Origin of the sequence: Planktothrix agardhii, assembly GCF_904830935.1 — a bacterium.
GTDB lineage: Bacteria > Cyanobacteriota > Cyanobacteriia > Cyanobacteriales > Microcoleaceae > Planktothrix > Planktothrix agardhii.
The window spans coordinates 14579-36068 of the sequence record NZ_LR882954.1; the positions used below are offsets into that span (position 1 = coordinate 14579).

Annotated in this window: 26 protein-coding genes; 15 read left to right on the forward strand and 11 right to left on the reverse strand. The window is 40.3% G+C overall.

Annotated features, from left to right (window positions below; all coding sequences use genetic code 11):
• Positions 1-561 precede the first annotated feature (561 nt).
• Both NMG88_RS21765 and NMG88_RS21770 read left to right on the forward strand, forming a co-directional pair.
• Positions 562-4083: a hypothetical protein gene (locus tag NMG88_RS21765; protein ID WP_254035838.1), complete on the forward strand. Its 3522-nt coding sequence runs from the start codon at positions 562-564 to the stop codon at positions 4081-4083.
• Positions 4084-4253: 170 nt separating this feature from the next.
• A complete protein-coding gene (locus tag NMG88_RS21770; RefSeq protein WP_254035839.1) occupies positions 4254-4928 on the forward strand; it encodes a tyrosine-type recombinase/integrase in 675 nt (224 codons plus the stop codon).
• Positions 4929-5023: 95 nt separating this feature from the next.
• Here NMG88_RS21770 and NMG88_RS21775 read toward each other — a convergent pair whose 3' ends face one another.
• The gene (locus NMG88_RS21775) at positions 5024-5371 is read right to left on the reverse strand and encodes a hypothetical protein (protein WP_254035840.1); all 348 of its coding nucleotides are present in this window, start codon (positions 5369-5371) and stop codon (positions 5024-5026) included.
• Positions 5346-5675 (reverse strand): hypothetical protein, encoded by a 330-nt coding sequence (locus NMG88_RS21780; protein WP_227366641.1) that lies wholly within the window; start codon positions 5673-5675, stop codon positions 5346-5348. Before NMG88_RS21780 ends, NMG88_RS21775 begins: the two co-directional genes overlap by 26 nt.
• Before the next feature lie 290 nt (positions 5676-5965).
• Between NMG88_RS21780 and NMG88_RS21785 the strand changes: the two genes are divergently transcribed.
• From NMG88_RS21785 to NMG88_RS21840, 13 genes are all read left to right on the forward strand, one after another.
• The gene (locus NMG88_RS21785) at positions 5966-6376 is read left to right on the forward strand and encodes a hypothetical protein (protein WP_254035841.1); all 411 of its coding nucleotides are present in this window, start codon (positions 5966-5968) and stop codon (positions 6374-6376) included.
• Positions 6309-7073 carry a hypothetical protein gene (locus NMG88_RS21790; RefSeq protein ID WP_254035842.1) on the forward strand — a complete coding sequence of 255 codons (765 nt, stop codon included), beginning with the start codon at positions 6309-6311 and terminating at the stop codon, positions 7071-7073. The genes NMG88_RS21785 and NMG88_RS21790 overlap by 68 nt, the downstream gene beginning before the upstream one ends.
• 178 nt (positions 7074-7251) lie before the next feature.
• A complete protein-coding gene (locus tag NMG88_RS21795) occupies positions 7252-7785 on the forward strand; it encodes a hypothetical protein (RefSeq protein WP_254035843.1) in 534 nt (177 codons plus the stop codon).
• Positions 7785-8057 (forward strand): hypothetical protein, encoded by a 273-nt coding sequence (locus NMG88_RS21800; protein WP_235758613.1) that lies wholly within the window; start codon positions 7785-7787, stop codon positions 8055-8057. Before NMG88_RS21795 ends, NMG88_RS21800 begins: the two co-directional genes overlap by 1 nt.
• Positions 8045-9490 (forward strand): hypothetical protein, encoded by a 1446-nt coding sequence (locus NMG88_RS21805; protein ID WP_254035844.1) that lies wholly within the window; start codon positions 8045-8047, stop codon positions 9488-9490. The genes NMG88_RS21800 and NMG88_RS21805 overlap by 13 nt, the downstream gene beginning before the upstream one ends.
• Before the next feature lie 137 nt (positions 9491-9627).
• Positions 9628-10092, forward strand: coding sequence for a hypothetical protein (locus tag NMG88_RS21810; RefSeq protein WP_235759383.1), 465 nt, complete (start codon positions 9628-9630; stop codon positions 10090-10092).
• 428 nt (positions 10093-10520) lie between these two features.
• Positions 10521-10652 carry a hypothetical protein gene (locus NMG88_RS22545; protein ID WP_278047066.1) on the forward strand — a complete coding sequence of 44 codons (132 nt, stop codon included), beginning with the start codon at positions 10521-10523 and terminating at the stop codon, positions 10650-10652.
• 267 nt (positions 10653-10919) lie between these two features.
• Positions 10920-11063, forward strand: coding sequence for a hypothetical protein (locus NMG88_RS21815; protein WP_158442318.1), 144 nt, complete (start codon positions 10920-10922; stop codon positions 11061-11063).
• A gap of 52 nt (positions 11064-11115) precedes the next feature.
• On the forward strand, positions 11116-14475 hold the full coding sequence (locus NMG88_RS21820; protein WP_254035845.1) for a DUF3987 domain-containing protein: 3360 nt from the start codon (positions 11116-11118) through the stop codon (positions 14473-14475).
• Between the two features lie 227 nt (positions 14476-14702).
• Entirely contained in the window at positions 14703-15293 is a 591-nt protein-coding gene (locus tag NMG88_RS21825) for a ParA family protein (protein ID WP_042158546.1), read from the forward strand.
• Entirely contained in the window at positions 15290-15535 is a 246-nt protein-coding gene (locus tag NMG88_RS21830; RefSeq protein WP_026789234.1) for a plasmid partition protein ParG, read from the forward strand. The genes NMG88_RS21825 and NMG88_RS21830 overlap by 4 nt, the downstream gene beginning before the upstream one ends.
• 169 nt (positions 15536-15704) lie before the next feature.
• Entirely contained in the window at positions 15705-16100 is a 396-nt protein-coding gene (locus NMG88_RS21835; RefSeq protein ID WP_254035846.1) for an HU family DNA-binding protein, read from the forward strand.
• Between the two features lie 11 nt (positions 16101-16111).
• The gene (locus tag NMG88_RS21840; RefSeq protein WP_254035847.1) at positions 16112-16255 is read left to right on the forward strand and encodes a DUF4339 domain-containing protein; all 144 of its coding nucleotides are present in this window, start codon (positions 16112-16114) and stop codon (positions 16253-16255) included.
• 115 nt (positions 16256-16370) lie between these two features.
• Here NMG88_RS21840 and NMG88_RS21845 read toward each other — a convergent pair whose 3' ends face one another.
• From NMG88_RS21845 to NMG88_RS21885, 9 genes are all read right to left on the reverse strand, one after another.
• Positions 16371-16883, reverse strand: a complete 513-nt coding sequence (locus NMG88_RS21845) for a hypothetical protein (RefSeq protein WP_254035848.1) — start codon at positions 16881-16883, stop codon at positions 16371-16373.
• Positions 16884-17005: 122 nt separating this feature from the next.
• Complete coding sequence (locus tag NMG88_RS21850; RefSeq protein WP_026796182.1) at positions 17006-17404, reverse strand: DUF1257 domain-containing protein; 399 nt, start codon at positions 17402-17404, stop codon at positions 17006-17008.
• A gap of 91 nt (positions 17405-17495) precedes the next feature.
• The gene (locus tag NMG88_RS21855; protein WP_254035849.1) at positions 17496-17702 is read right to left on the reverse strand and encodes a hypothetical protein; all 207 of its coding nucleotides are present in this window, start codon (positions 17700-17702) and stop codon (positions 17496-17498) included.
• Positions 17699-17866: a hypothetical protein gene (locus tag NMG88_RS21860; RefSeq protein WP_254035850.1), complete on the reverse strand. Its 168-nt coding sequence runs from the start codon at positions 17864-17866 to the stop codon at positions 17699-17701. The genes NMG88_RS21855 and NMG88_RS21860 overlap by 4 nt, the downstream gene beginning before the upstream one ends.
• Positions 17851-18054 carry a DUF2997 domain-containing protein gene (locus tag NMG88_RS21865; protein WP_254035851.1) on the reverse strand — a complete coding sequence of 68 codons (204 nt, stop codon included), beginning with the start codon at positions 18052-18054 and terminating at the stop codon, positions 17851-17853. The genes NMG88_RS21860 and NMG88_RS21865 overlap by 16 nt, the downstream gene beginning before the upstream one ends.
• 75 nt (positions 18055-18129) lie before the next feature.
• Positions 18130-18531: a DUF6876 family protein gene (locus NMG88_RS21870; RefSeq protein ID WP_254035852.1), complete on the reverse strand. Its 402-nt coding sequence runs from the start codon at positions 18529-18531 to the stop codon at positions 18130-18132.
• Positions 18532-18647: 116 nt separating this feature from the next.
• Positions 18648-18998: a hypothetical protein gene (locus NMG88_RS21875; RefSeq protein ID WP_235752358.1), complete on the reverse strand. Its 351-nt coding sequence runs from the start codon at positions 18996-18998 to the stop codon at positions 18648-18650.
• Between the two features lie 363 nt (positions 18999-19361).
• The gene (locus NMG88_RS21880) at positions 19362-19844 is read right to left on the reverse strand and encodes an ASCH domain-containing protein (RefSeq protein WP_254035853.1); all 483 of its coding nucleotides are present in this window, start codon (positions 19842-19844) and stop codon (positions 19362-19364) included.
• 5 nt (positions 19845-19849) lie between these two features.
• The gene (locus NMG88_RS21885; RefSeq protein ID WP_254035854.1) at positions 19850-21394 is read right to left on the reverse strand and encodes an AAA family ATPase; all 1545 of its coding nucleotides are present in this window, start codon (positions 21392-21394) and stop codon (positions 19850-19852) included.
• Positions 21395-21490: the final 96 nt, after the last annotated feature.

Here is a 21490-nt window from a genome sequence, read left to right on the forward strand (position 1 = left end):
ATAACGTAATGAATAACATAACAAATAACGGATAACATAACGGATAACATAACGGATAACATAACAAATAACAGGAATAGCAAATGAATCAATATATCTGGACTAATTGTTAAAGGGAAACATTCATAAAAACCCCCTAACTTGGGGGCTAGGGGATTTCTGGCGGATCGCTAAATCAGTTTTGTTTGTTGCTTCAATTTGCAATCCCATTACTGAGGATTCTTAGCTAATTATCTGAATTGCACACCGAAACCTCAAGAAACACCTCAAGAAATTCCTGAAAAAAACTATCCAGATTATTCACTTCAATATGGAATTAGGGAATTGGGCTATCTCAACGGCCGTCCAAATTGTTGAGGTACTGATAGATAGCCATACCCTGAATCACGGGTACTGGAATCTGATTTGAAATGGGTTAGGTCGGCATCGGAGGACTAAATACATGATTGAGGCTGTTAATGGGGGGAATCCTAAGAACTGTCACATATTCATCAGAACTGTTACACGGATTTATATAGATTGCAATAATCAGCACCTCTCAACGATTCAAGGGGGTGCGGCATGATTACCACCGACACCACATTAAAAGGAAAGGCGATGCCGCAAGGCGGCGGCTACGCCATCGCCTCAAGCAAGCGTAACCCATGCCCAATCTGTGAAAAAACGCACGGTTGCAAGATTTCAGATAATTTAATAATGTGCCTACGGGGTGATAGCAATTGGAGCATACCCGGATGGAAATATCTCAAACCTCTCAGGGGAGGTATGGGGGGATTATTCGGGGATTATTCGGGGGAGCGTCAAGAATACAGACCGGAACAGCAACCCAAAGCCGCCAAACCTTCAAACATTACCCCGTTGACAGATGAGCAATTAGACAGAGAAGCCAGAAAAATCCTGAAACAGTTGGGATTGAGTGCCAAACATCGGGAACAGTTGCACGGTCGCGGCTTAACTGATGAACAAATTGATCAGCGTGGGTTTAAGTCGGTTGACCGCTATCAAGAATTTAATCTGATCTCGATTAGTCCTAACTTCCCTGGGATGGGAGACAAGGGAACTCTAGCCAATAGCGGATCAGGAATTCTGATTCCTATTCGGAATATCAAAGGATTAATCATTGGCTTTCAGCTTGCTAGGGATGATCGGGAGCCAAAATATCAATGGCTTTGGGGAAGTAGCGATCGCCGCGTGTCCGGTGAACTACCATTACAGTTTTTAAAATTAAATAGTTCCCCTGATTTAAACATTATAGAGGGAACATTAAAACCCTTACCCGCAGCGCATTTACACAATATTAATGTGTTGGGTGCAGGGGGTGTTAATTGGCATGGCTCCAAGAAGGAATTTAAAGCTATTGTTGATTCCAAAAACTTTGATTTATACATCTTAAACCCTGACACTGGATGCAAAGCTAATCATCATGTAATGGGTGCTTATCGGGAATTGTATCTATTCCTTAAAAAGCTCGGAGTTACCCTTTATATAAGAGATTGGGGACAAAGTGATAGACCAAAATCAGATAAAGTTGACATTGACGAAATCGACACAGAAACGTTTAATAATGCTCGGATTATCTCTTATATAGAATGGGATAATCAGGTTATTGATCAGGGAGAATTGAGTGAGGAACAATGGTTTAATCGCTTTAAATTACCTGAATTACAAAACGATTTAGCACGGATTGTTAAACGTTTTTACAGTCGGGTAAACCAGAAAAATAAATCTGTTAAACCCGAACAAAACCCCGAACCAAAACCCGTAATAATCCCAGAACAAAAAATAGAATGTAGCGCGATTGTACTCTGGAAACCTCAGAAATTAATCTCACTACCTTACACCCCTGGACAACTGCCCACAGTTGAGGAGTGGCGACAGTTGGGATGTCCTAAAATCATTTTTAATAATGGGGAACGTTTAGCTTTATACGGTGAAGCGGCAGAACGGGGTTTTAAAATCACTCTGGACACAACCGCCGCGGGTCACGGTAAATCGTTTGATTCTGGGTTAGCTACACTTGAAACCTTTGGAATTGACCCCGATGACAAGGAGAATAAAGCCAGAATATTCTACCTATCACCTGATCATCGGAACCCAACTAACGCAACTGTAGAAGCCAATTATGTTGATTTAGAAGCCCGACATAATGGGTTAAATTATGACACTGACCGCAAAACTGCTTTAGGAAAATCTCACGTTGTCAGGGTTAAGAATAATCAATCCCCTGATATTCCTAGCAATTGTCCTGAGAACCAAACCTTCTTAACAGTTGCAGAAATGGGATTATCTGCTTTTGGTGGTAAAGATTCTCCTATCTGTCAATCGTGTCCATTACTTAATCAAGGTTGTTTATTTTTGCAAAACAGACGGTACACATTAACTAATGAAAGGTTGATTCGTGCCGACATCAACTCGATACACCCATCATCAGATGACATTTTAATTCTTGATGACCTATCTATCGAAAACACTCATCAAATAACTGTTGAGATTAATGATGTCTTGATGATGGTTGGTAAACTTCAGTTAAGGGCTGATCATCGTCTTTTCAAGATATTAAGACCTATCCTAGTTGAGATTTACAAAGGATTATTGGCAGTGACAACAGAAAAACATAGATACGGAATCAGCCATCGGGAAGTAGTGGAATTAATGCCAACTATTGACGAATTAAATCAATTAATTTTTGATTTATATTCTGATGATTGGTTAGCTTGTGATAATGTTTGGGGGACTCCAATCTATCATTATGAAATGATTAACGGAATCCCAGAAGCCACCAAGGTTATAGGGGAAAATTTTATAGCACCATCATTAATTGATTTAAGGAATGAGTGCTACAAACTTTTAGAAAATTACGCTAAATTTATCAACGGATTGCAGACCCCTGAAGAAAAACAGCAAGCAATTAAAGACAATGTAATTCCGCCTTGGCTACCTGCTTTAATTGATTGTTTAATCGGGAATAAACGGATTAATTTAAGAATTGATAACGGTAAATTAATCATCACTAAATTATCAAAACGTCACCGGAATATTATCAAAAGTGCGGGGCTCTCAATCGCTTTAGATGCCACTCAAAATAAACGAGATTATGCTTTATCTTTAGGGATTAGTCTTAATGAAATCCTAGAGGTATCAGAGGTTAAACAATCGACTCCTAACCTACATATTCACATTATTAAAGGAATGGGTCGGGGGGGTAAACAACGGCGCGACACGATGCAGGAACGGATTAATGTTGCTATTAATGCGATCGCCAAACGACACCAAGGGCAAAACATCGGACTGATTGATCATAAGAGCGCGGTAGCTAATTACCAGGATTTGGGACACAAACTGGGTTATTGGCATAAGGACACTCGCGGCTCTAATCAATTCCTAAATACTCAAGTCATGGTTAGTGTCGGGCACCCGTGCCCAAACTTAGGACAAGTCGCCGCCGAATACCAAACTTTAACGGGTTATTTTCCTACGCCGGATCAACGCACGGGACGTTACGGGGGATGGGTCAATCGGAAAATCAAAGCCGAATTAATTCAAGATGTGGGACGGCTCCGAGCACATCTACGACCCGATGAACAGTTGCACAGCTATTTAGTCGCTGATCTGGATGATGACACCATAAGCGCCACTAGACTCGCCTACCCTACTGCCACCATCATCATCGAGGATATTTACGATATTGCACCCGGCGCGGCTTCAAAAGGTGTCCAAACAGAGCGGGGGATTATTGAGGCTTTATGGTCATCGGTTAAGTCGGGTGTAGTCGCAACCATTGACACGATAGCTCAAGCTGTGGGTATCACCAAAGGGGGGATATCTAAATGCCTCAAAGACCGATTAGGTATAGGGTTCAGGGTGGTAAAAAAAAGTTTACTTTTGTTATATAGGGCTATTAATAGCAAAAGTAAACTTTCTGAACTCGATGAGGAGAGTAAATACATCGCGTTGGAATACCTACCTAATGTCGTCCGAGACTTTGAAAATGGTCAAATCACGCCTGCCGATGTAGTGGTTGAGGTTGTAAATACCGCTAAAGCCTACGGACATCGGACAATTTCAGTCAAATTTTATCCGTAACGCCTATCCCAATACTTTGTAAGTTATTGGGCGCTGTTCTAACTTTCTTACCGTTGAAGATCAGACAGGAGTTGATTCGGTTTACCCGATAAGTTGATTTTTTAAGCCACTTGCGAATCGCCACTACCCACAGCCCTAACAATTCCTCTTAACTGGGTATGGGTGCTTATGTGAAAGTAAACAGGCACGGCAAGGCTAAAATTTTAACCCATGATGAAATTCAAACCCTATTTAATGATGGACTCAACAACCTCAGAGATAGGGTAATTTTTGCTGTCTGTTTGTTTACGGCGGCAAGGATTAATGAAGCTTGCACCCTTCACACCTTGGATGTTTACGACAGGAGAGGCAACGTTAGAGTTGAGTTAACCTTTCGGAAGTCCAACACCAAGGGAAAACTAGCGACCCGAACCATCCCAGTGATTGATGAGTTGAGGGGGTATTTAGAAAAGTACAGACCAGAAGCGGGTAGAAAATGGTTGTTTCCCGGTGGTGTGTTCCGAGACAACCCAGCCACTCATTTGAACCCTCGTTCTGCCAGTCGGGTTCTTAAAAAAGCTTTTGACCGGGTTGAGATTGATGGGGCTAGTACCCATTCAATGCGTCGCACCGCTTTAACCTTGATGAGTAATGCTGGTATCCCACTCCGAACCATTCAGGAAGTCTCAGGGCATCGCAACCTTGAGCAACTACAGCAATATCTGGAAATTCAACCCGAACAGGTTAGAGGGGCTGTTTCCATCCTTTCTCTGCTTTCCCCTATTGACGATACCCCTGTGAATATACGCTCATATCTTCACAACCCAACGCTGGAACCTTTGCCATCTGACAACAGTAGCCTATAGGTTAACGGGGTAAAGCCGAGATCCGCGCAAAATAGGACACGATGTAAAGTTTTGTAAAGTAGCAATGTATTTATGTCTTTACCCCCTATTGGTTGTTAAACTTTCACCTCATCTTGGTGTTTAGTCATGCTGACAAGGAAAGTCGGACGGGTTTCGTTTAACAGTTCCTCGGCAATTCTTAACCATTGAACGTCTGCTAAACCTCTAATCATGGCGGGTTCCTCGTTTTGTAGGGTTGCTGGAATAGGGATATTTTTTTCACCATTAGCACTTGAGTAGGTAACAACTGCTTCCCTCAATCCCCATCTATTAAGGAACTGGATAATAGAATCAGTCTGTGACCCAACAAACTCTAAAGCCATAGAACGCGACGGCAAGGAAAACCGAACCGTTTCACGTCCTATGGCTATTTGACATTTAGGGCATTGCAACAGCTTTAACATCCGTTTCCCCCCCTTTCCTATACCTATCTTGCAGTTCTTTCAACTTCTCTGGCCGGACATCTAGTAGATGGGCAACCTTAACGATTAGCCCATTCTTGGGGTTTTTTTCAGTCAGTAGTTCCTTGAGAAACTGACAGCACTCACCCTCAACTTCCTCGGTGTCATTTCCCATTGAATTCAATACGATGTCTGCAACATAGTCATTTAAGGTGGTGTCGGCTTGGACAGCTTTTATTTTAAGTTCCTTATGTTTCTCAGTCTCAATATAGAAACATATTGGTTTATATCCGGGCTTTTCCCTCATACTCATTCATCACCTCAGTCTTTAGTACCAGTCTAACGTTCAAGGGTGTTGTACGTCCCTACAGTACATCCCTTAATAATTTGTTACATTCAAATCTTGTACTAACGTACTCTCATTAGTACAATTAAACATACAAACATTAGGTTGTACTTTTAGATAACGCTTAACGCACTCTAGGATACCGCCCAACCCTCAGAACCTTGACAACTCAATAGCCAAACTAACCTACCTAATCGGGACGGTGAAGGGCATTTAATCAACCTTAATCAACATTTGCGAGGTGACTCAAGTTGACCACAACCATAGAACCAGAAATTATCCCAAAAGGGAGACGGGTTAAGCTCAAAACCTTGAAACGTGGCACGGTTCCTTATGTGGATAAAAAGGAACTAGCGACGGACTTAAACCGCAGTAGAACAACGTTAAGCCAGTGGGAAGAACTGTTAATAAAACACTCCCCTGATTTCCGCAAGTTCTACAGTCCCGGCTCTCCTTGGAATGATTTTCAAGCCTATTGCTTAGAGATTATCCACACCTGGAGAGAAGGGATTAAAACACGGAAACTCCCCCTAAATGCTTATCAGGATTACATTACCGAAAACAGTCAACTATTCACTCTGGAGAATTACAGAAATGACATCCAACAACAACGGAAAACAGATGCAACAATCAATGATGCAAAACTTATCGAAGCAGCTTAAAGTTAACGAGAAACTGCTAATAAAAACCGCTCTCGACCTTGGTTTTGACCCGGATAATTTAACTGAAGGTGAGGGTATTGCGATCGCGCAACATCTCACCGGAACTAAACCCCAAACACTCAAGGGAACCAAATCAGAACCAACCCCGGAATCATTCAGTATTGAGGACTCAGAAGACTTTATCGACTGGGAAGAAATCGAATCCGAGTTAGGGGAAAATGCCTTGTCGCTTGTTCAGGAATTAGGACTAAATCAAGATGCTATTAGTCAATCGGATTTGGCGGCGCTCCGAGAATTAGCTTTATCTAACCCCGTTCATCAGAACCTAGCGGATCATATTGGGGCGGTTGGCAGTGTTCAGGAAGGCTTGACCAATGAACATATCAGAGTTCAGTTTGAAACCGGAACGGCTATTGGTGAAGCTGGTAGTGTTGCTCTGATTACTGGGTTATTGCAATCACAGTTAAACGGTTTACAGCAAGCCTACACCCTACAAACTGCCATTAATTCAGACTTCCAAAAAATCATTAATTCTCAACTTGAAACCCTAGGTAAAACTAACAAAGGGACACCGGACAAAACGGTTGAGGATTTGGGGAAGTGTGCAACTTCAAACCAACAGAACAGCAAGAAAAAAACGGCAGTCAGAACTCAGAAAGTCGATGTTATGACTATCAAGAAATCACTGAACAAATAAACAAATTAAAGGAGACGGTATCTGTACTAGAAAGCCGTCTCTCTAATCAATCCACCCATCACGAAGGATTAATTATGAAAGCGATTATATCACGATTACAGCGCATCCTACGACAACTTGAGGGCATATCACCCTATCAATATGACGGTTTAGTTATGCAGATGATGGGGGGTTTCTAATGGGAATATTTAACGCCATTGGCAGAATATTCGGAGGCGGGAAAAATGATACTGCTACCGACCCTAAAATAGCCATTAAAGGGGATATTTCACCTATTCCACAAAACCTTATCACCCCTGATTATAGACCTCAGAACGGGGTTTATATTGCTACTTCTGCCGACCTTTTAAGGGAATGGGAATCAAAGGGCTGGATGATTTCTAAAGATGATTTAGAAACTCTCAAAGCCATGCACAAAACCCTTGAAGGTTACGAGAAATTGTCTAAGGAGTACGGAAAGGAACTGGGAGCTTTTAGTAGAACAGAAGCTAAATTAGTCGGAACTGTAACTAAAACTATCCCTAAAGTTGCAGGCGGTAATTTTGCCCAATATGCAGCTAATCAAAAACTTAATTCTGATATGGATAAGATAGCTGTTGAGTATCAGAAAAACATCGCTTTAAGACAAGCAGAAGCCCAACAACTGCAACAACAACTAGAACAACAAAAAGCACGAATACAAGAGCGTAAGGAACGCTTGAGAGGTGGCTAATGAGTCGATTTAGTCTCTACTTTGGGACAGGTTTATTAAGTATTGGAGTTTGGCAATTTCTTACCTTGATAACTCGCTCTGTTCCTAACTTTACCTGGCTATATTGGTCAGGTTTTTTTATTATCATTGTCGGGTCAATTATTGCCTGTACCGCAGTTGCTAGACAGGTTTATTCGGGACAGTTTGCAACGTCATCGCCAACATGGTTAACCGTAATCGTAATTATTTTAATTAGTTCCTTTCTGGGGGTGATTTGGGGATGGGGTTTTTAGCGTGGCTAGAGGATCATGAATCGGCAGTTAGTTCCCTGATTTGTTGCGGTGGTGGTGTTGTTGCCCTCAGTTGGTCAGTTGTAAACCCTGGACTAAACCCTTCTAGGTTTTATGCTTCAGGTTGTGCGGGGTTGTTTGGGGTGGGGGCGATCGCCACGGCAATTAAAGGATTAAAGGAGGAGGAAAGGTCAATTATTCGACGGGACACTCAAGAGGAAATATTTGGCTTGTATCAAGTGGCGGAAATCCAAACTGTTCAAAATATCTTGTTCCCACCTTCTCCCATGCCGCCAACTCCCGATATTTACAACCAATACTATCAAATGCAGTTAGGTCAAAACCCTGAGCAGTTGGACTTCTACAACTGGGATGATTTAGCCGATGAAGCTTCTGGAATATTAGTTGGGGGGAACTCCGGCAGTGCTAAGACTTCACTCGCTGCTGGTTTTATTGTTGGGAAATTAACCGCCGTTACCCCTGCTGAAGTCATCGTGTTGGACATCCATCAACGAAAAAATATCATCTGGAAACAAATGGGTTTCCCCCGTGTCGAGTCGGATGTTGAAACCATCTTTCAGATTATGAAATGGTTTATAGATGAAATTGAGCGCCGAAAACAGGAAGATGGACACCCGATAATTGTCTGCCTTGATGAAATCAACGATACCCTTTCAGAGCTTGAACACTTAGACCTTGTTAAGCCATTACCCGGTAAGGAAAAACGTAGGAATACTTTTATCTACGCCATCCGTAAACTGTCCAACGCCAGAAAGTTCGATATTTGTCTTACGGGATTTATGCAAAGCCACAATACAGAAGCGATTGGGATTGATGCCAAATTCAGGAATAACTTTTTATTGATACTCTGTGGTGCTTCTGCTAGGGGAGAAATTCAGAATGTTTGGAAGCACGACACTCCAGGGTTTCAGTACATCAAAAATGCAGCTTATCCGGTTGTAATTAGCGGTTCAAACCCTCACCAGATAGCTGAACATCCCACCCATAAGCACCATACCCAGTACCGCAAAAAAGGTAATGCTCCGGCTAATTTGATTCAGCCTAGATTCCTTGATAAATCATCAATTCCGGTCTTTGAATCGGAACAATCAGAAGATTTTGATGAGGATTATCAACCCCGTCAACCTTCAAAACCTGAACCACATTTACCCCGATTTAATTTTGATAAACCCCCCTTAGATTCTGACTATCCCAACCTATCTATAGAGCAAGCCAAAATAGTTCGATGGGTAGTCAAACAAGGGGGGAAGGTTAAGTTAAACGAGATGTTAAAAGGTTTGACAATTTCAAGTGATGGTGAGAGATGGACTAAGCAAAACTATCTCAATGCTTGCCGTTTTATTGCCGATAAAGGTTATTTGTTGATAACAACTGAGGGGGAAACAATTTGGTTAGAATCTCCTACCCCGTCGTAAACCGTCGTAACGTCGTAACCCCGTCGTAACCGTCGTAACCCGTCGTAAAGGCGAGTTAGAGGGGGAAGCTATAACGTTACGACACTTACGACACTACGATGCTACGACACTTTTATTAACACTAACCCGGTGAAGATATGCAAACAATTAATATTACCCCGACAGCTTCAATACTGGATGAGAATAAACCGCCTAGATTGATATTGTTAAAAGGGATTGCGATCGCTACCATCACCGTTAGCTTGATTGGGGGAATTATTCATGTCGTTAATAGTCGTCAAACTATCACAAAAACTGACCCAAAGGAACAAATAAAACCCGGTATCAGTAATCAGAAATTAACAACACCTACTCAACCGCCCCTAGTGATTACTAAGAAGCCACAGAAGCCTATTGAGATTGAGGAAGGATCAGATGCTTGGTTTTGCTTACAAAATAACGGCGGCTCCGGTTGTCTTGAGAGGAATCGGTTTGCTCCTAACTATAAGGTTGTTTCACCACCTCAACCTCAGAAAACTTATGAAGATTATTTGATTGAATATGGGGTGAGGAGCAAGGGGTATTGCGATCGCTATTTTAATGGCCGTCCAAATTGTTATTAAACTGGCGATCGCACCGAACCAAAACGCAAAAAAGTGGGGCAAATTTGCTGTAAAACTGTAATTAAATTTTGCATATAAATTTTTCTTGATATAACTTCAACAAGCCAGATAGATTTCTGTTGATAGCTGTTGATAATTTCTGAACAATTCTAAATTCTCATTTTCCCTAAACCCATACCGCACAAGCTGTGACAGTTTTATTTTAATTGGTTGACAATTAAATTAACTATAACTATTGTGTTCAGGCGGTGCAGTCCCCGTGCCGTAAGGCATCAAAAAAAAGGAATAGACATAAGTTATAATCACTTTTTGATTTTTCCTTTTTCTTAAATTGGAATCAAATTACTTGGAATCGAGGTATGATATTGGATATGTTTCCACAAAGGTGAAAAATTATGAGTCGAAAAACCAAACCAAAATTTATAGCAATGTCGTTCACACTTGAAGAACGAGCCAGGGAAATCCTTGAAGCCGAACAAGCGCGAACTGGAAAAAATAGATCATTTATAGTCCGAGAGTTAATCTGGAATCTGGCTAAAAATAATAAAGAAGCCGCGTAATTGTAGTTACACGACTTCCCACCTTTTTGTAAAAAAACAAACCCACACGCTCAGAATGTTTAGTTGACGTTCCCTGAAGCGGTGGCTCATTCGTGAGGTTTGCTCACATCTCGTTATGAATATTTTACTGCTTTTTGATCATAAATCAAGGTTTTTATTGGGCAGATTTTCGATCCTATCGAATAATCTGGTTTTTCATTTTCCTTTCATAATTGTAGCACAATCAAGAAACAATCTGCAACCCCTAACGATTCAAGGGGGTGCGGCATGATTCACCCCAAGCATTATCAGGAATTGTTAGAGAGTGCGATCGCCCTTGAAATTATTGATCTAAATTTCCAATCCTTATCAGGGGATGCTGCCACCCTCGCCATTAAATCAACCAATTACTTTAAAAGCTCAAGGGTTTAACTAAATCCTTGAGCTTTTTTGTCTATTGAAAATTTTTACCAAAAGGAAAACTATGAATCACCAAAATTCTCCTTCCACTTCCAACTCCTCCAATAATAACATGAAAAATCAACATTTAATTGACGCGCTTAATAAATTACCCGATAACTGGACACCGTTGCCAGTAGATCGAAATAAACGACCATTAGTAGATGATTGGCAGAAAGGGTTTAGTCGAGAGACTGTTATCGAAATCCTAACCAATGGTTATCACGGCATAAATAAAGAAGGAAAGCCTTACTTTAATCCCGCATCAACTTATACAGGTTTTGGTTTTCTGACTGGAGAATTATCGGGGGGAATTGTTGCTATTGACTGCGATGGGGTTGCAGCGCATGAACTAGCAGAACGTTTGGGGGGATTGCCGAAAACAGTATCGTTCACTTCTGGAAAGGAAGGTCGCGCCCAATACCTTTATAAAATGCCTCCAGAATTTTGGGGAGCCATTCAAACCAAAAAACTTAATACAGGAGTAAAGGAAAATAATAAAGATGTATTACTTGAATTGAGATGGGATGGTTGCCAGTCTGTTCTACCACCGAGCCAACACCCCGAAACAGACGGGTATAAATGGATTAATGACCCATCCACACCCATTGCAGAATGTCCGAACTGGATTATCGAGCAAATGTTGATAGTTCCGAAGGTAACTGCTTCTACTCCCCCTGAGTTACCTCTACTGAGCTACCCCGAAAAAAATAACAATTATAGAGATGAACCGATTCCATTATTAAATTGCTTATCAAAGGATCATCGCAGCTTAATTGAGTCAGGCGCGGGTGAAGGGGGTAGAAATGATGGGGGAGCTAAAGTTGCACGGGATTTAATTGGAACTGAATCGCGCCTGCAATATTTAGGCTTTGAGTTCACCGGACGGGCGCGAGATTTATTTGATGATTATTGTGATCGTTGCAATCCCAGGATTAATGATAAGGAGCGTGAGACTATCTGGGATAGTGCAACTAAAAGCCATCCTACACCCTGTTTAAGTGATGACAAATTGGAGAATTGCTACTCTTCATGGCAGCGAAAATCATCAACCCATACATCTTCAAGAGCAACAACCTATAAAACATCAGGAACTTCGGCACTCAAACCCGAACCGGAATCAAATGTAATCCCCTTCCGAGGGGTGCAACAGCTTGATATTGATTCGATTGATAAGGAATTAAGAGATTTAGCAGAACAAAATCTAACTAAATCAAAACTAGCTTTAGCTTTTAGCAAATTAGCTAAACAAGCTAACATCCCATCTAAAGAATTAGAATCAATCTATAACAAAATCCAACAGGAACAGGAACAGGAATTAGATAATGATTCAATTAAGACCGAGATTGATGAATTTTTAGAGAATCAGAACCAATCGCTAGATATGGCTAAATATCTACCAGGGAATTTAAGCAAAATTTCTGAACTCTCAACTCGGTTATGCTTACGCCCCGAGTTGGGATTAACAATTTTCTATACAACAATTAGTTCCTTACTTAAAGTGGGATCGAAAATCCACCTAACGAACTATACAAACTTTAAACAACCAATGGGGATATACAGCGCCATCGTGGCGGAACCATCCCAACGGAAATCACCATTGATTAATGCAATCGCAACAGAACCACTGCGAGAACTTCTTAAAAAAACTAAGGATGACTTTGCAGAACAAATGAAACAATACAATCTTGACCTTGAGGCTTTTAAGGATGACGAATCAGATTCTTTACCCGAACCAATCAAACCAATAATGAGACGCTATTACATTAATAGCGGTTCAGGTGCCGGGATGAGAGATTTAATCAATGCTCAATCAAAAAATAGTTGGGGATTGGCAATTTTATCAGATGAAATCTCTGGCCATTTTAAATCCCAGAAGAAATCCTATAACATTGGCCAAACGGAGGATCTACTTTCCTATTACGACGGCTTTGGAAAAATAGACGCATTAAAGGACAGTCTAGCTTCTGATTTTGATGAGTGCCTAGTTTCAATACTAGGGGGTATCCAACCCAAAGTGATCAGGGAATTTAATGACGGTTCCGACGACAACGGCGGTCATTCACGGTTTAATTTTGTTAATCAACCAACTGTTCCTTTTCTGATCCCGGAAAATCCCCCTGGCTCCCTTGATTTACTCCCCCTGATTACTAGCACCTACGAAAAAATCTCAGAGCTACCTCAACTGGATTTGCGATTATCCCCCGAAGCTAAAAAGCATTTTGAGATTCTCAATAATAAATGTGAGACGTACCGCATCAAAGCCAAAAGCCAAGCCTTAGCCGCGTTATGGGGAAAAATGCCCGGCAAAATAGGACGTTTCGCAGCGTTGATTCATGTTGTAGAGCGGGTTGCTTCTGGCCAAGTTGTTGACCCCATTGTAGAGAAGGGGACGCTAATTAAAGCCGCTAAGTTAGCTAAGTTTTATTTTAAGGAAGCTCAAAACCTCTATGCGGGGTGTGGTGATGAGTTAGCACCCCAATTAGTAAAAATCTTAGAGTTGGCTTTAAAACGTCAAAACCAAATCACGGCACGGGACGTTAAACAATTTGATTGGAGTTTTAAAAAATCAACTCCTGACGATATTAGAGGTATGTTTACCCAATTGGTTGGGATGGGCCATGGTTTCCTTGAGGGTTCCGGTTCACGGTTAAAATTCTCATCCCAATCCCAAAAATCTAAAACTGTAGAGGATTTTGAAAACTGTAGAGGAACTGTAGATGACTGTAGAGGAACTGTAGATGAAACTGTAGATGAAAAAATCCTACAACCATACGGGTTTCAGACAACTGTAGATGTTGTAGAGGAAAATCAAAAAAATGATTTGAAATCTAAACAAACTAACAACAGGGATGAAGCAACCCAATATGTAGATGTTCAAGTTTTTGTCAATGAAACTGTAGATGGTAAAAAAACCTCTACAACATCTACAAATGGCTGCAACCCTTGTGATAGCGGAAAAAGTTCATCTACAGTTTCCTCTACAGTTGCATCTACAGTTCTTAAATCCTCTACAGTTTGCGGTTCGGGTTGTATACCCGAACCAATAGACTTTGACAAACTAAAAGTAGGCGATATCCTATTCGACAAAGCTGGGAACCCGCATCAGATTACGAGATGGGATATCCCTAACAATATGTGGCAGACACATAGAAAGGATGGTTATATCTCACGGGACGACATTATGAATACTGATGAATTCCATCGAGCGACTGTAGAGGATATCGCTGGCTTGATGCCAAAAATCATCGCAGCTAAAAACAAGGTACAAGCCAAATGGCTATGCGATATTTACGGCGGTGATTCAACATCGTTAATGGCGTTGGCTTTCATTACCAACCCAGAAGGCTTCTGTGAAATTTACGAATTTGATTCCTGGGATTAATGGCGATCGCTATTGGGGTAAAGACAAGATACGCGCAAAATTTAGCACGACGTAAAGTTTTGTAACAAAATACCTATCCCGTTTTTGGCAATTGATTAAACATTTAAACATCTTTACATCTAAACATTTAAACATCTAAGCATTTAAACGGTCAGAAGCCGATAAAATAAGGACAGCAGATCTAGTGATTTGCTGTCCTTGAAACATTTAAACATTCAGATGTCCAGATGATTATAACAATAGCCTCTTTTAAAGGGGGAGTAGGGAAGTCTACCACAGCCCTGCATTTAGCAGTTTATCTACAAAGCAAAGCCGACACTCTGTTAGTGGATGGAGATTTAAACCGCAGTGCTTTGGACTGGGCTAGTCGGGGGACATTGCCTGTGAAAGTTGTGGATGAGAAACAAGGGGTCAAGTTTGCCAGACAATTTGAGCATATTGTGATTGATACACCAGCCCGACCCAATCCCGAAGACTTAAAAACGATTGCGGAAGGATGTGATTTACTGGTGCTCCCCACTTCTCCCGATGCTTTAGCAATCCGAGCTACCTTACAAATGGTCGATGCTCTGCATAGTCTTCAGAGTAATTATAAAATCCTTTTGACTGTGATTCCCCCCAAACCGAATCGTAGTGGCTCTGAAGCCCGACTCGCTATAGAAAAAGCCGGACTTCCAATTTTTCAAGGAGGGATTAGACGGTTGGCAGTATTTCAGAAAGCCGCCTTAGAAGGTATTTCTGTTAATCAGGTCAATGATGCCTATTCCAAAGCCGCATGGCAATGTTATCAACAAGTTGGACGGGAGATTTTACCATGAGCCGTTTTGATAATTTGTTTAATGTCGCCAAAGGCAAAGATGCCACAACACCCCCAGACGATTTATCCGGTGCGGACAAACTCAGCAAAAGCAAAGACCCCAACTATGTCCGAACCACTATTTACCTTCCACGCGAACTGCACCGGAAGCTCAAAACCCAAGCCACAATAGACGGTGAGGAAATGAGTCAAATCATTGAACAACTCGTTGATAATTGGTTATCTGAACATTCAGATATTTAAACATTTAAACATCTGAACATTTAAACATTTTAGATTCACTTAGCTTTTCCCTATCGTCTAGTTTTTTCTTCATCCCCAAAATCTGTGAAAGTTGGGTGGTTGACCATTTTAGTAAATACAATTACAATCGAATTAATAACCACAATCTAAGCACAATTAACAAATGTTAATGTTAGACACCACTTACATTGAAAAAATAACTGGATTAAGTGGAACTACAGTTGAATCAGTTATCGAGGGCTTGATTAAATTTGTTCAATTAGAACTACGGGCAGGCAACGAAGTTAAAATCGTTGATTTTGGAGTCTTTTACCCTAAAGAACTAGGTGAACGACAAGCTCGGAATCCGCGCACTGGAGAATCAATTATCGCTAAACCCCGAACTAAACCCCGTATCCGGTTCTTTGATAGTTTTGAGAAAGGTATTCAGGATTCTGATTCTATTTCTTCTACCCCAACTACCTTAACTACCCCAACTACCCCTGACTATTCCCCCAACTATTCCCCCGACTCTAACCGCTCCGGCATCTGTACCCCCGCCAGTACCAGCAGCAGTATCAAATAGGATTTGGCACATTGTTAAAGGATGGGGTAGCTATCCCAATTTCTGAATCGGAATTAAAATGGCAAATCACCCCCGATACCCTAGTTTGGACTGAGGGACAAGACGGTTGGAAATCTGCTTCTGAAGTCCCCAAATTAAAATACTTATTTTCCTGAATCCCCGAAATTAAGTCCCCGAAATTAAGTCCATAAAAAAAGACTAGGATGGGCTGATCCATAGTCTTTTTTTAATGCCAAAACTTTAGAGAGGGAGAGACTTAGAGAGGGAGAATTAAGTTTGAGTTAACAAGGCTTGTGCATAAATTGTTTCACCATCACTACTTAGTCCCGTAATGAATAATCCAGTGTAGGGGTCAGGGGAAGTTCCCGTATCTTCAACGTACAAAGGACTCGTAGGAGTATCTAACAATTTAAAGAGCGAGTACAGTTGGATGTAATATTCCGAGGATTCTGCCGTGACTTCTAAAGTTTCAATTCCGGCTCCTCCGATTACCGCAGTTGCTCCGGCTTGAAATTCAGTTAGGGCTTGCTGAACTAATGGGGAAAATGTTTCTTTCAAACCCATCACTCGAACAGTCCGCTCCGGGGGTTTATACCCTTCTACTCCAACAGCTTTTTTCCGGGCTGCGGCATCTAAACTTAGAACTTTTTTATCATCTAACGGGGTCTTTGAGCGCTTAATTGCTAACGGACTATCCGATTCTGATTCTCCCCAAAAGTTAAAATCTGAAACTGCATCTTTTAGTGTCGAAACTGCTAACTTAGCCGTAATTTGTGAAACCATTTTAATTCAAAATAACAACTGTACTTCTATCATACTACAATATTTTATTTTTGACAATAATAAATCACAATAAAAAAAAGCCCTCAGAATCCTGAAGACTTTTATCCTTAATATTATTGGTTTTAGCTCCATTTACCAGCAACAATCTTAATAGTTCCATCATTCTCAGTTTGGGATTCAATCTCAAATCCTTGAGCTAGTAGTTGATAAATTGTATTTTCCCTTGCATACATCGGTAATAAAGCCTCCATAAATTTAGTTTTCCCCCAAGCATCGTTATCGGAAATAAATTCATATTCTCCTTGAGAATTGAGCTTGAATCCTAAATTATAGTTATGCCTTGGTCGTCGAATAACAAAGTCTGCTATTGTGCTATTGCCATAATAATCCTTGATAATGCTATTGGTTTCGAGAGTTGCTCCGGTTAGAATATCAAGTTGGGATTGTAGTAATTTATGGAGAACTCGTTCAAGGATAACATGGCTTTTGATTGAGGTTTTGATAGTTGTTAGATGTGACATAATTTACTCCTGAGTTAATGATTCATTAATTGCTTGATTAAAGGCTTCATCAGTTGGCCTCGTCCAGCATTCCCTATAGCTTAAAGGATTCTTAATTGAATACGTGCGGCCCACCTCGACAAATAGCTTTGTTGTTAGCACTATGACAAAGATGTTGTCCTTCGCCTGCTAAGTTGTCGATAAAATCTGAATAACGTTGTGGAACAATAGGGACGGGACTTTCCCCTTCAAACGGACAAGTTTTGCAAGGTTTCTCCATCACTGGATATGTTCTTAAATCATTAGGATTTAATTTCATTGGTTCCCTCCTTCAGTTTCTTCAATTTGTTTACCAATCGGATCAGATTCTTCTTGATAGTTTCCCAAATACTTATCAACTTGGTTCAGATAAAATTGATGTTTAAAAAGCGACATCGTAATTAGAAAAAGAGTTGGAGTCAAACCTATTAGAATCCTTGCCATAAATTATCCTCTTGTTCTTGATTAATTTGATTTTGTTCTTGATATTCAGGTAAAAGTTGTTGAGATTCAACTTTACCAAGGTCTAAATCTTTAGTAAGTTCAGTACAACTACTGCCCGAACCATTTAGAACTTTCTCGGTAATTGTGCCATCGGGATTGATGGTAATTTCGACTTTGTAATATTGCATTGAGTTCTCCTGTTCTTTAATTAAAGTGAGTAATCCCTTAATTAATTACTTGATTTGATTAAGGGATTAATTTAATTAATGTTCAGTTGGAAGTAAAAGAACTCCAAATTCAAAGTAAAGTTTAATTTCACTCAGGGGGAAATCAGTTAGATGAATTTGCTGACTAACTGCTGGTTTCTTCCCTTTGACTGGTGTATCTTCCCAACAGGTCAAAACCGCCATACATTCAGCTTCAGGCTTAATAAATGGGTGATTATTCCCAACAACTAAAAGCCAAAGTTGAAAATCACGAAGCATTGGATTTAATTGAAGTTGAGGCTGATAGGAACCAATAGCATCTAATAGCCAATAGCATTCTGCCTTTTCAGCTAGAAATTGAATCCCATCAGTATAATTAAATCCGAGAAAATGCTTATAATAGTTGTCGGTACAATTAAATTGAAGTAATTCTTTGCTTAGTTTTTCTACCGTTAACATGATTTGACAATTGAAACATCATTATTTTCAGGCGGTAGCCCCATTAATTCCTCACTAATTCCTAGATAATTAATTAGGAATTAGTGAGGAATTAGTAATTAGGAATTAGTAATTAATTATTTGTAACCAATAGTTACAGAGGATTTAGGTAATGCTCTTGTGGAAGCAAAAATCTTTCCTGCTGATTTGAAGTGTTTTCTATCCCAGCCTGGATATAAGTATTTCCCATCACTTCCTTTTCGACAACTAGGATTATCCTGAGATGTATAGGGGACTACGGCAGAAGCCGAGAAGCCCGCACCATTAACAGAAATAATATTCGCGTGTTTGTACTTCAGTGTTTCTGAAATCGTTACATATCCACAATTATTTGCTGTTAATTTTCTCGTCCCTGCCGCTATTGCTGGGAGTGGAATTACCAAAATAAAGCCAAGAACTAAGGCTACAAAAATCTTGAAGAATCTCATAATTTTCCCTAAATCTACACATTGATTTTAGCTTGATTATCCCCTGATTAATTACTTGATTTGATGAAGGGATTAATTAACTTTTAATCTTCAGGAAATCCCTCATTTATCATGTAATCTTGCCAACAAGAATCACACCAATCCTGGTATTGATCACTTGCTCCATGACACCAGGGAACAAGTTTTTGGCAACGGTAACATTCAAAAATCATTCCAGATTCGCATTTATTACAATTACAACCTCTGGGCGGAAGCCCGACTATTTCTAGCAGGTTTTGAGATAAATTGAAAATTTGTTTATTCATGGTAATTCAAGAATTTTAAGGCGGGAGCGACCCGCTAATTCTGCTATTGATTAGGGGATTAATTTGTGCCGGATTTTAACTGATTAAGTATTTCCTGTTCGATGTTGCGATCGCCAAATCCCAAACCCGGTAATCTCTGTTCTATTAACCATAAACCAGGTAGACCCCGTGCCGGAATCGGTTTAGGAAGGGGCCGAATATCTGTGAGTTCCCAGGCATAATTTCCCGGTTCCCAATACCCAATCATTCGTTCAAGTTCTGATTGTTCATTAATGAATTTATCGGTCATTAAATGAATTTCCTTCAAGGTGGCAATGGCGATAATTTTCCCCTTATTGTTATTAAGGTTATCTTGAGTAATCTTTGAATCATCAAGAATTTCACTTAATCCCAAAGGATAATCCTCAATATCTACTGATTGTTTTCCTGAATGAATTGCCAGTAAACCTCGATAATTCCGTTGCCATTCACGGGTTTCAAATTGTTTCTTTCCTTTGACTAATAGAGTTGCCCAAGGTTCATGGATTGTTAATGCTTGCATTTTGTTTAATTGTTGGTTAATTCATCCTGATAATCAACTTCTAAAAGCGGTAGCAAATTATTATTAGCAGAATCTACTAAAGAAGCTGATTTAGCCCCACTCCGACTAGCCCAATCTTTCAAGGCTTCTATCTGATGATTGGCAATTTTAGCTAAAGGAACACAATTAGCGATCGCATCTAAAATATCCTCAGTTGTAAACTCTCGATTTTGACTAAACCCAAATTGCATCGCATCAAAAATTACTTGTTCAATCTCGGCTCCTGAAAACTCTTGACTTCTAGCCGCTAATAACTCTAAGTTGAATTGATTATTAGGTCTTAAACGATTCAAATGAACTTTAAAGATTTGTTCCCGTTCTGATTGAGTCGGTAACGATAGAAAGAAAAGCTCATCCAGTCTACCTTTTCGGATTAATTCAGCAGGCAGAAGTTCAACATTATTAGCAGTAGCAACAACAAATACGGGAGCGGTTTTTTCAGCTAACCAAGTTAACAGCGTAGCGAATACTCGCTTACTGGTTCCTGAATCACCATCGGATTGATTGTTACTAAAACTTTTCTCAATTTCATCTATGAACAAAACAACCGGACTAATAGCTTCAGCTAATTTGATAACTTGTCTTACGCGACTTTCACTTTCACCAACAATCCCACCAAATAAACGCCCAACGTCTAATCTCAATAACGGTAATTTCCATTCAGCAGCAATTGTTTTAGCGCTTAGAGATTTACCTGTGCCTTGAATACCTGCAAGTAACACACCTTTGGGACTGGGTAAGCCATATTCACGAGCGGCATCAGTGAAGCTATGCGATCGCAATTTAACCCAAGCCTTCAAATTCTCCAAACCCCCAACAGACTCTAACCCTGATTGATGGGGAATAAACTCTAAAATGCCTGTTTCCCGAATAGTCTGACGTTTTTCCTCGATGACTACCCCGATGGCACTCTCATCAACTTTTCCCGACCGTGCGAGACACTTGGCTAATACACGGGCTATGCGACACCGAGTTAATCCTGTCAGGGCTTTAAGAAGTTGCTCCCGTTCGTCAGGCGATACCTTTAATTTAGTCCCCACCAGATTATTTACCAGTAAAGAAATTTCCTCAATGCTGGGTAAATCAAAATCAACAATTGTCGTTTCTTCTCTGAGTTCAGTTGGTAATCTTAATTGGTCAGAAAGGATAACCAAACAACGACGGTCACGACTCATTTCCCGTGCTAGATTCTTGATTTCCCGAACTAAAGGTAACTGGCCAGGATTTATTTGATTATTAGAACCAGGAGCTATTAAACAACCTAAATCTTTAAGTACAAATATTGTGGGTTGGTCTTTAGGAGATTTAGCTATTCGAGTTAAAGCCCCCATTGGCTGACCTTTATCAGCATTATTATCACTCCAACCCCGTGCAAAATCCCAGAAGTAAATCTGTGATTTTCTTGACTTAGCTACATTCAAAAGTTCTTCTTCGGCTGGTTCTTCTTCGGCAGACACCACATAAATTAATGGGAACCTCGCCGCCAACATTAATTCTAATTCTCCCATCATTCTGTTATTCCTGTTATTCTGTTATTCCTGTTATTCCAATAACAAATTCTGTTATCCTGTTATCCCCATAACAAACTTTCTGCTATGGGAATAACG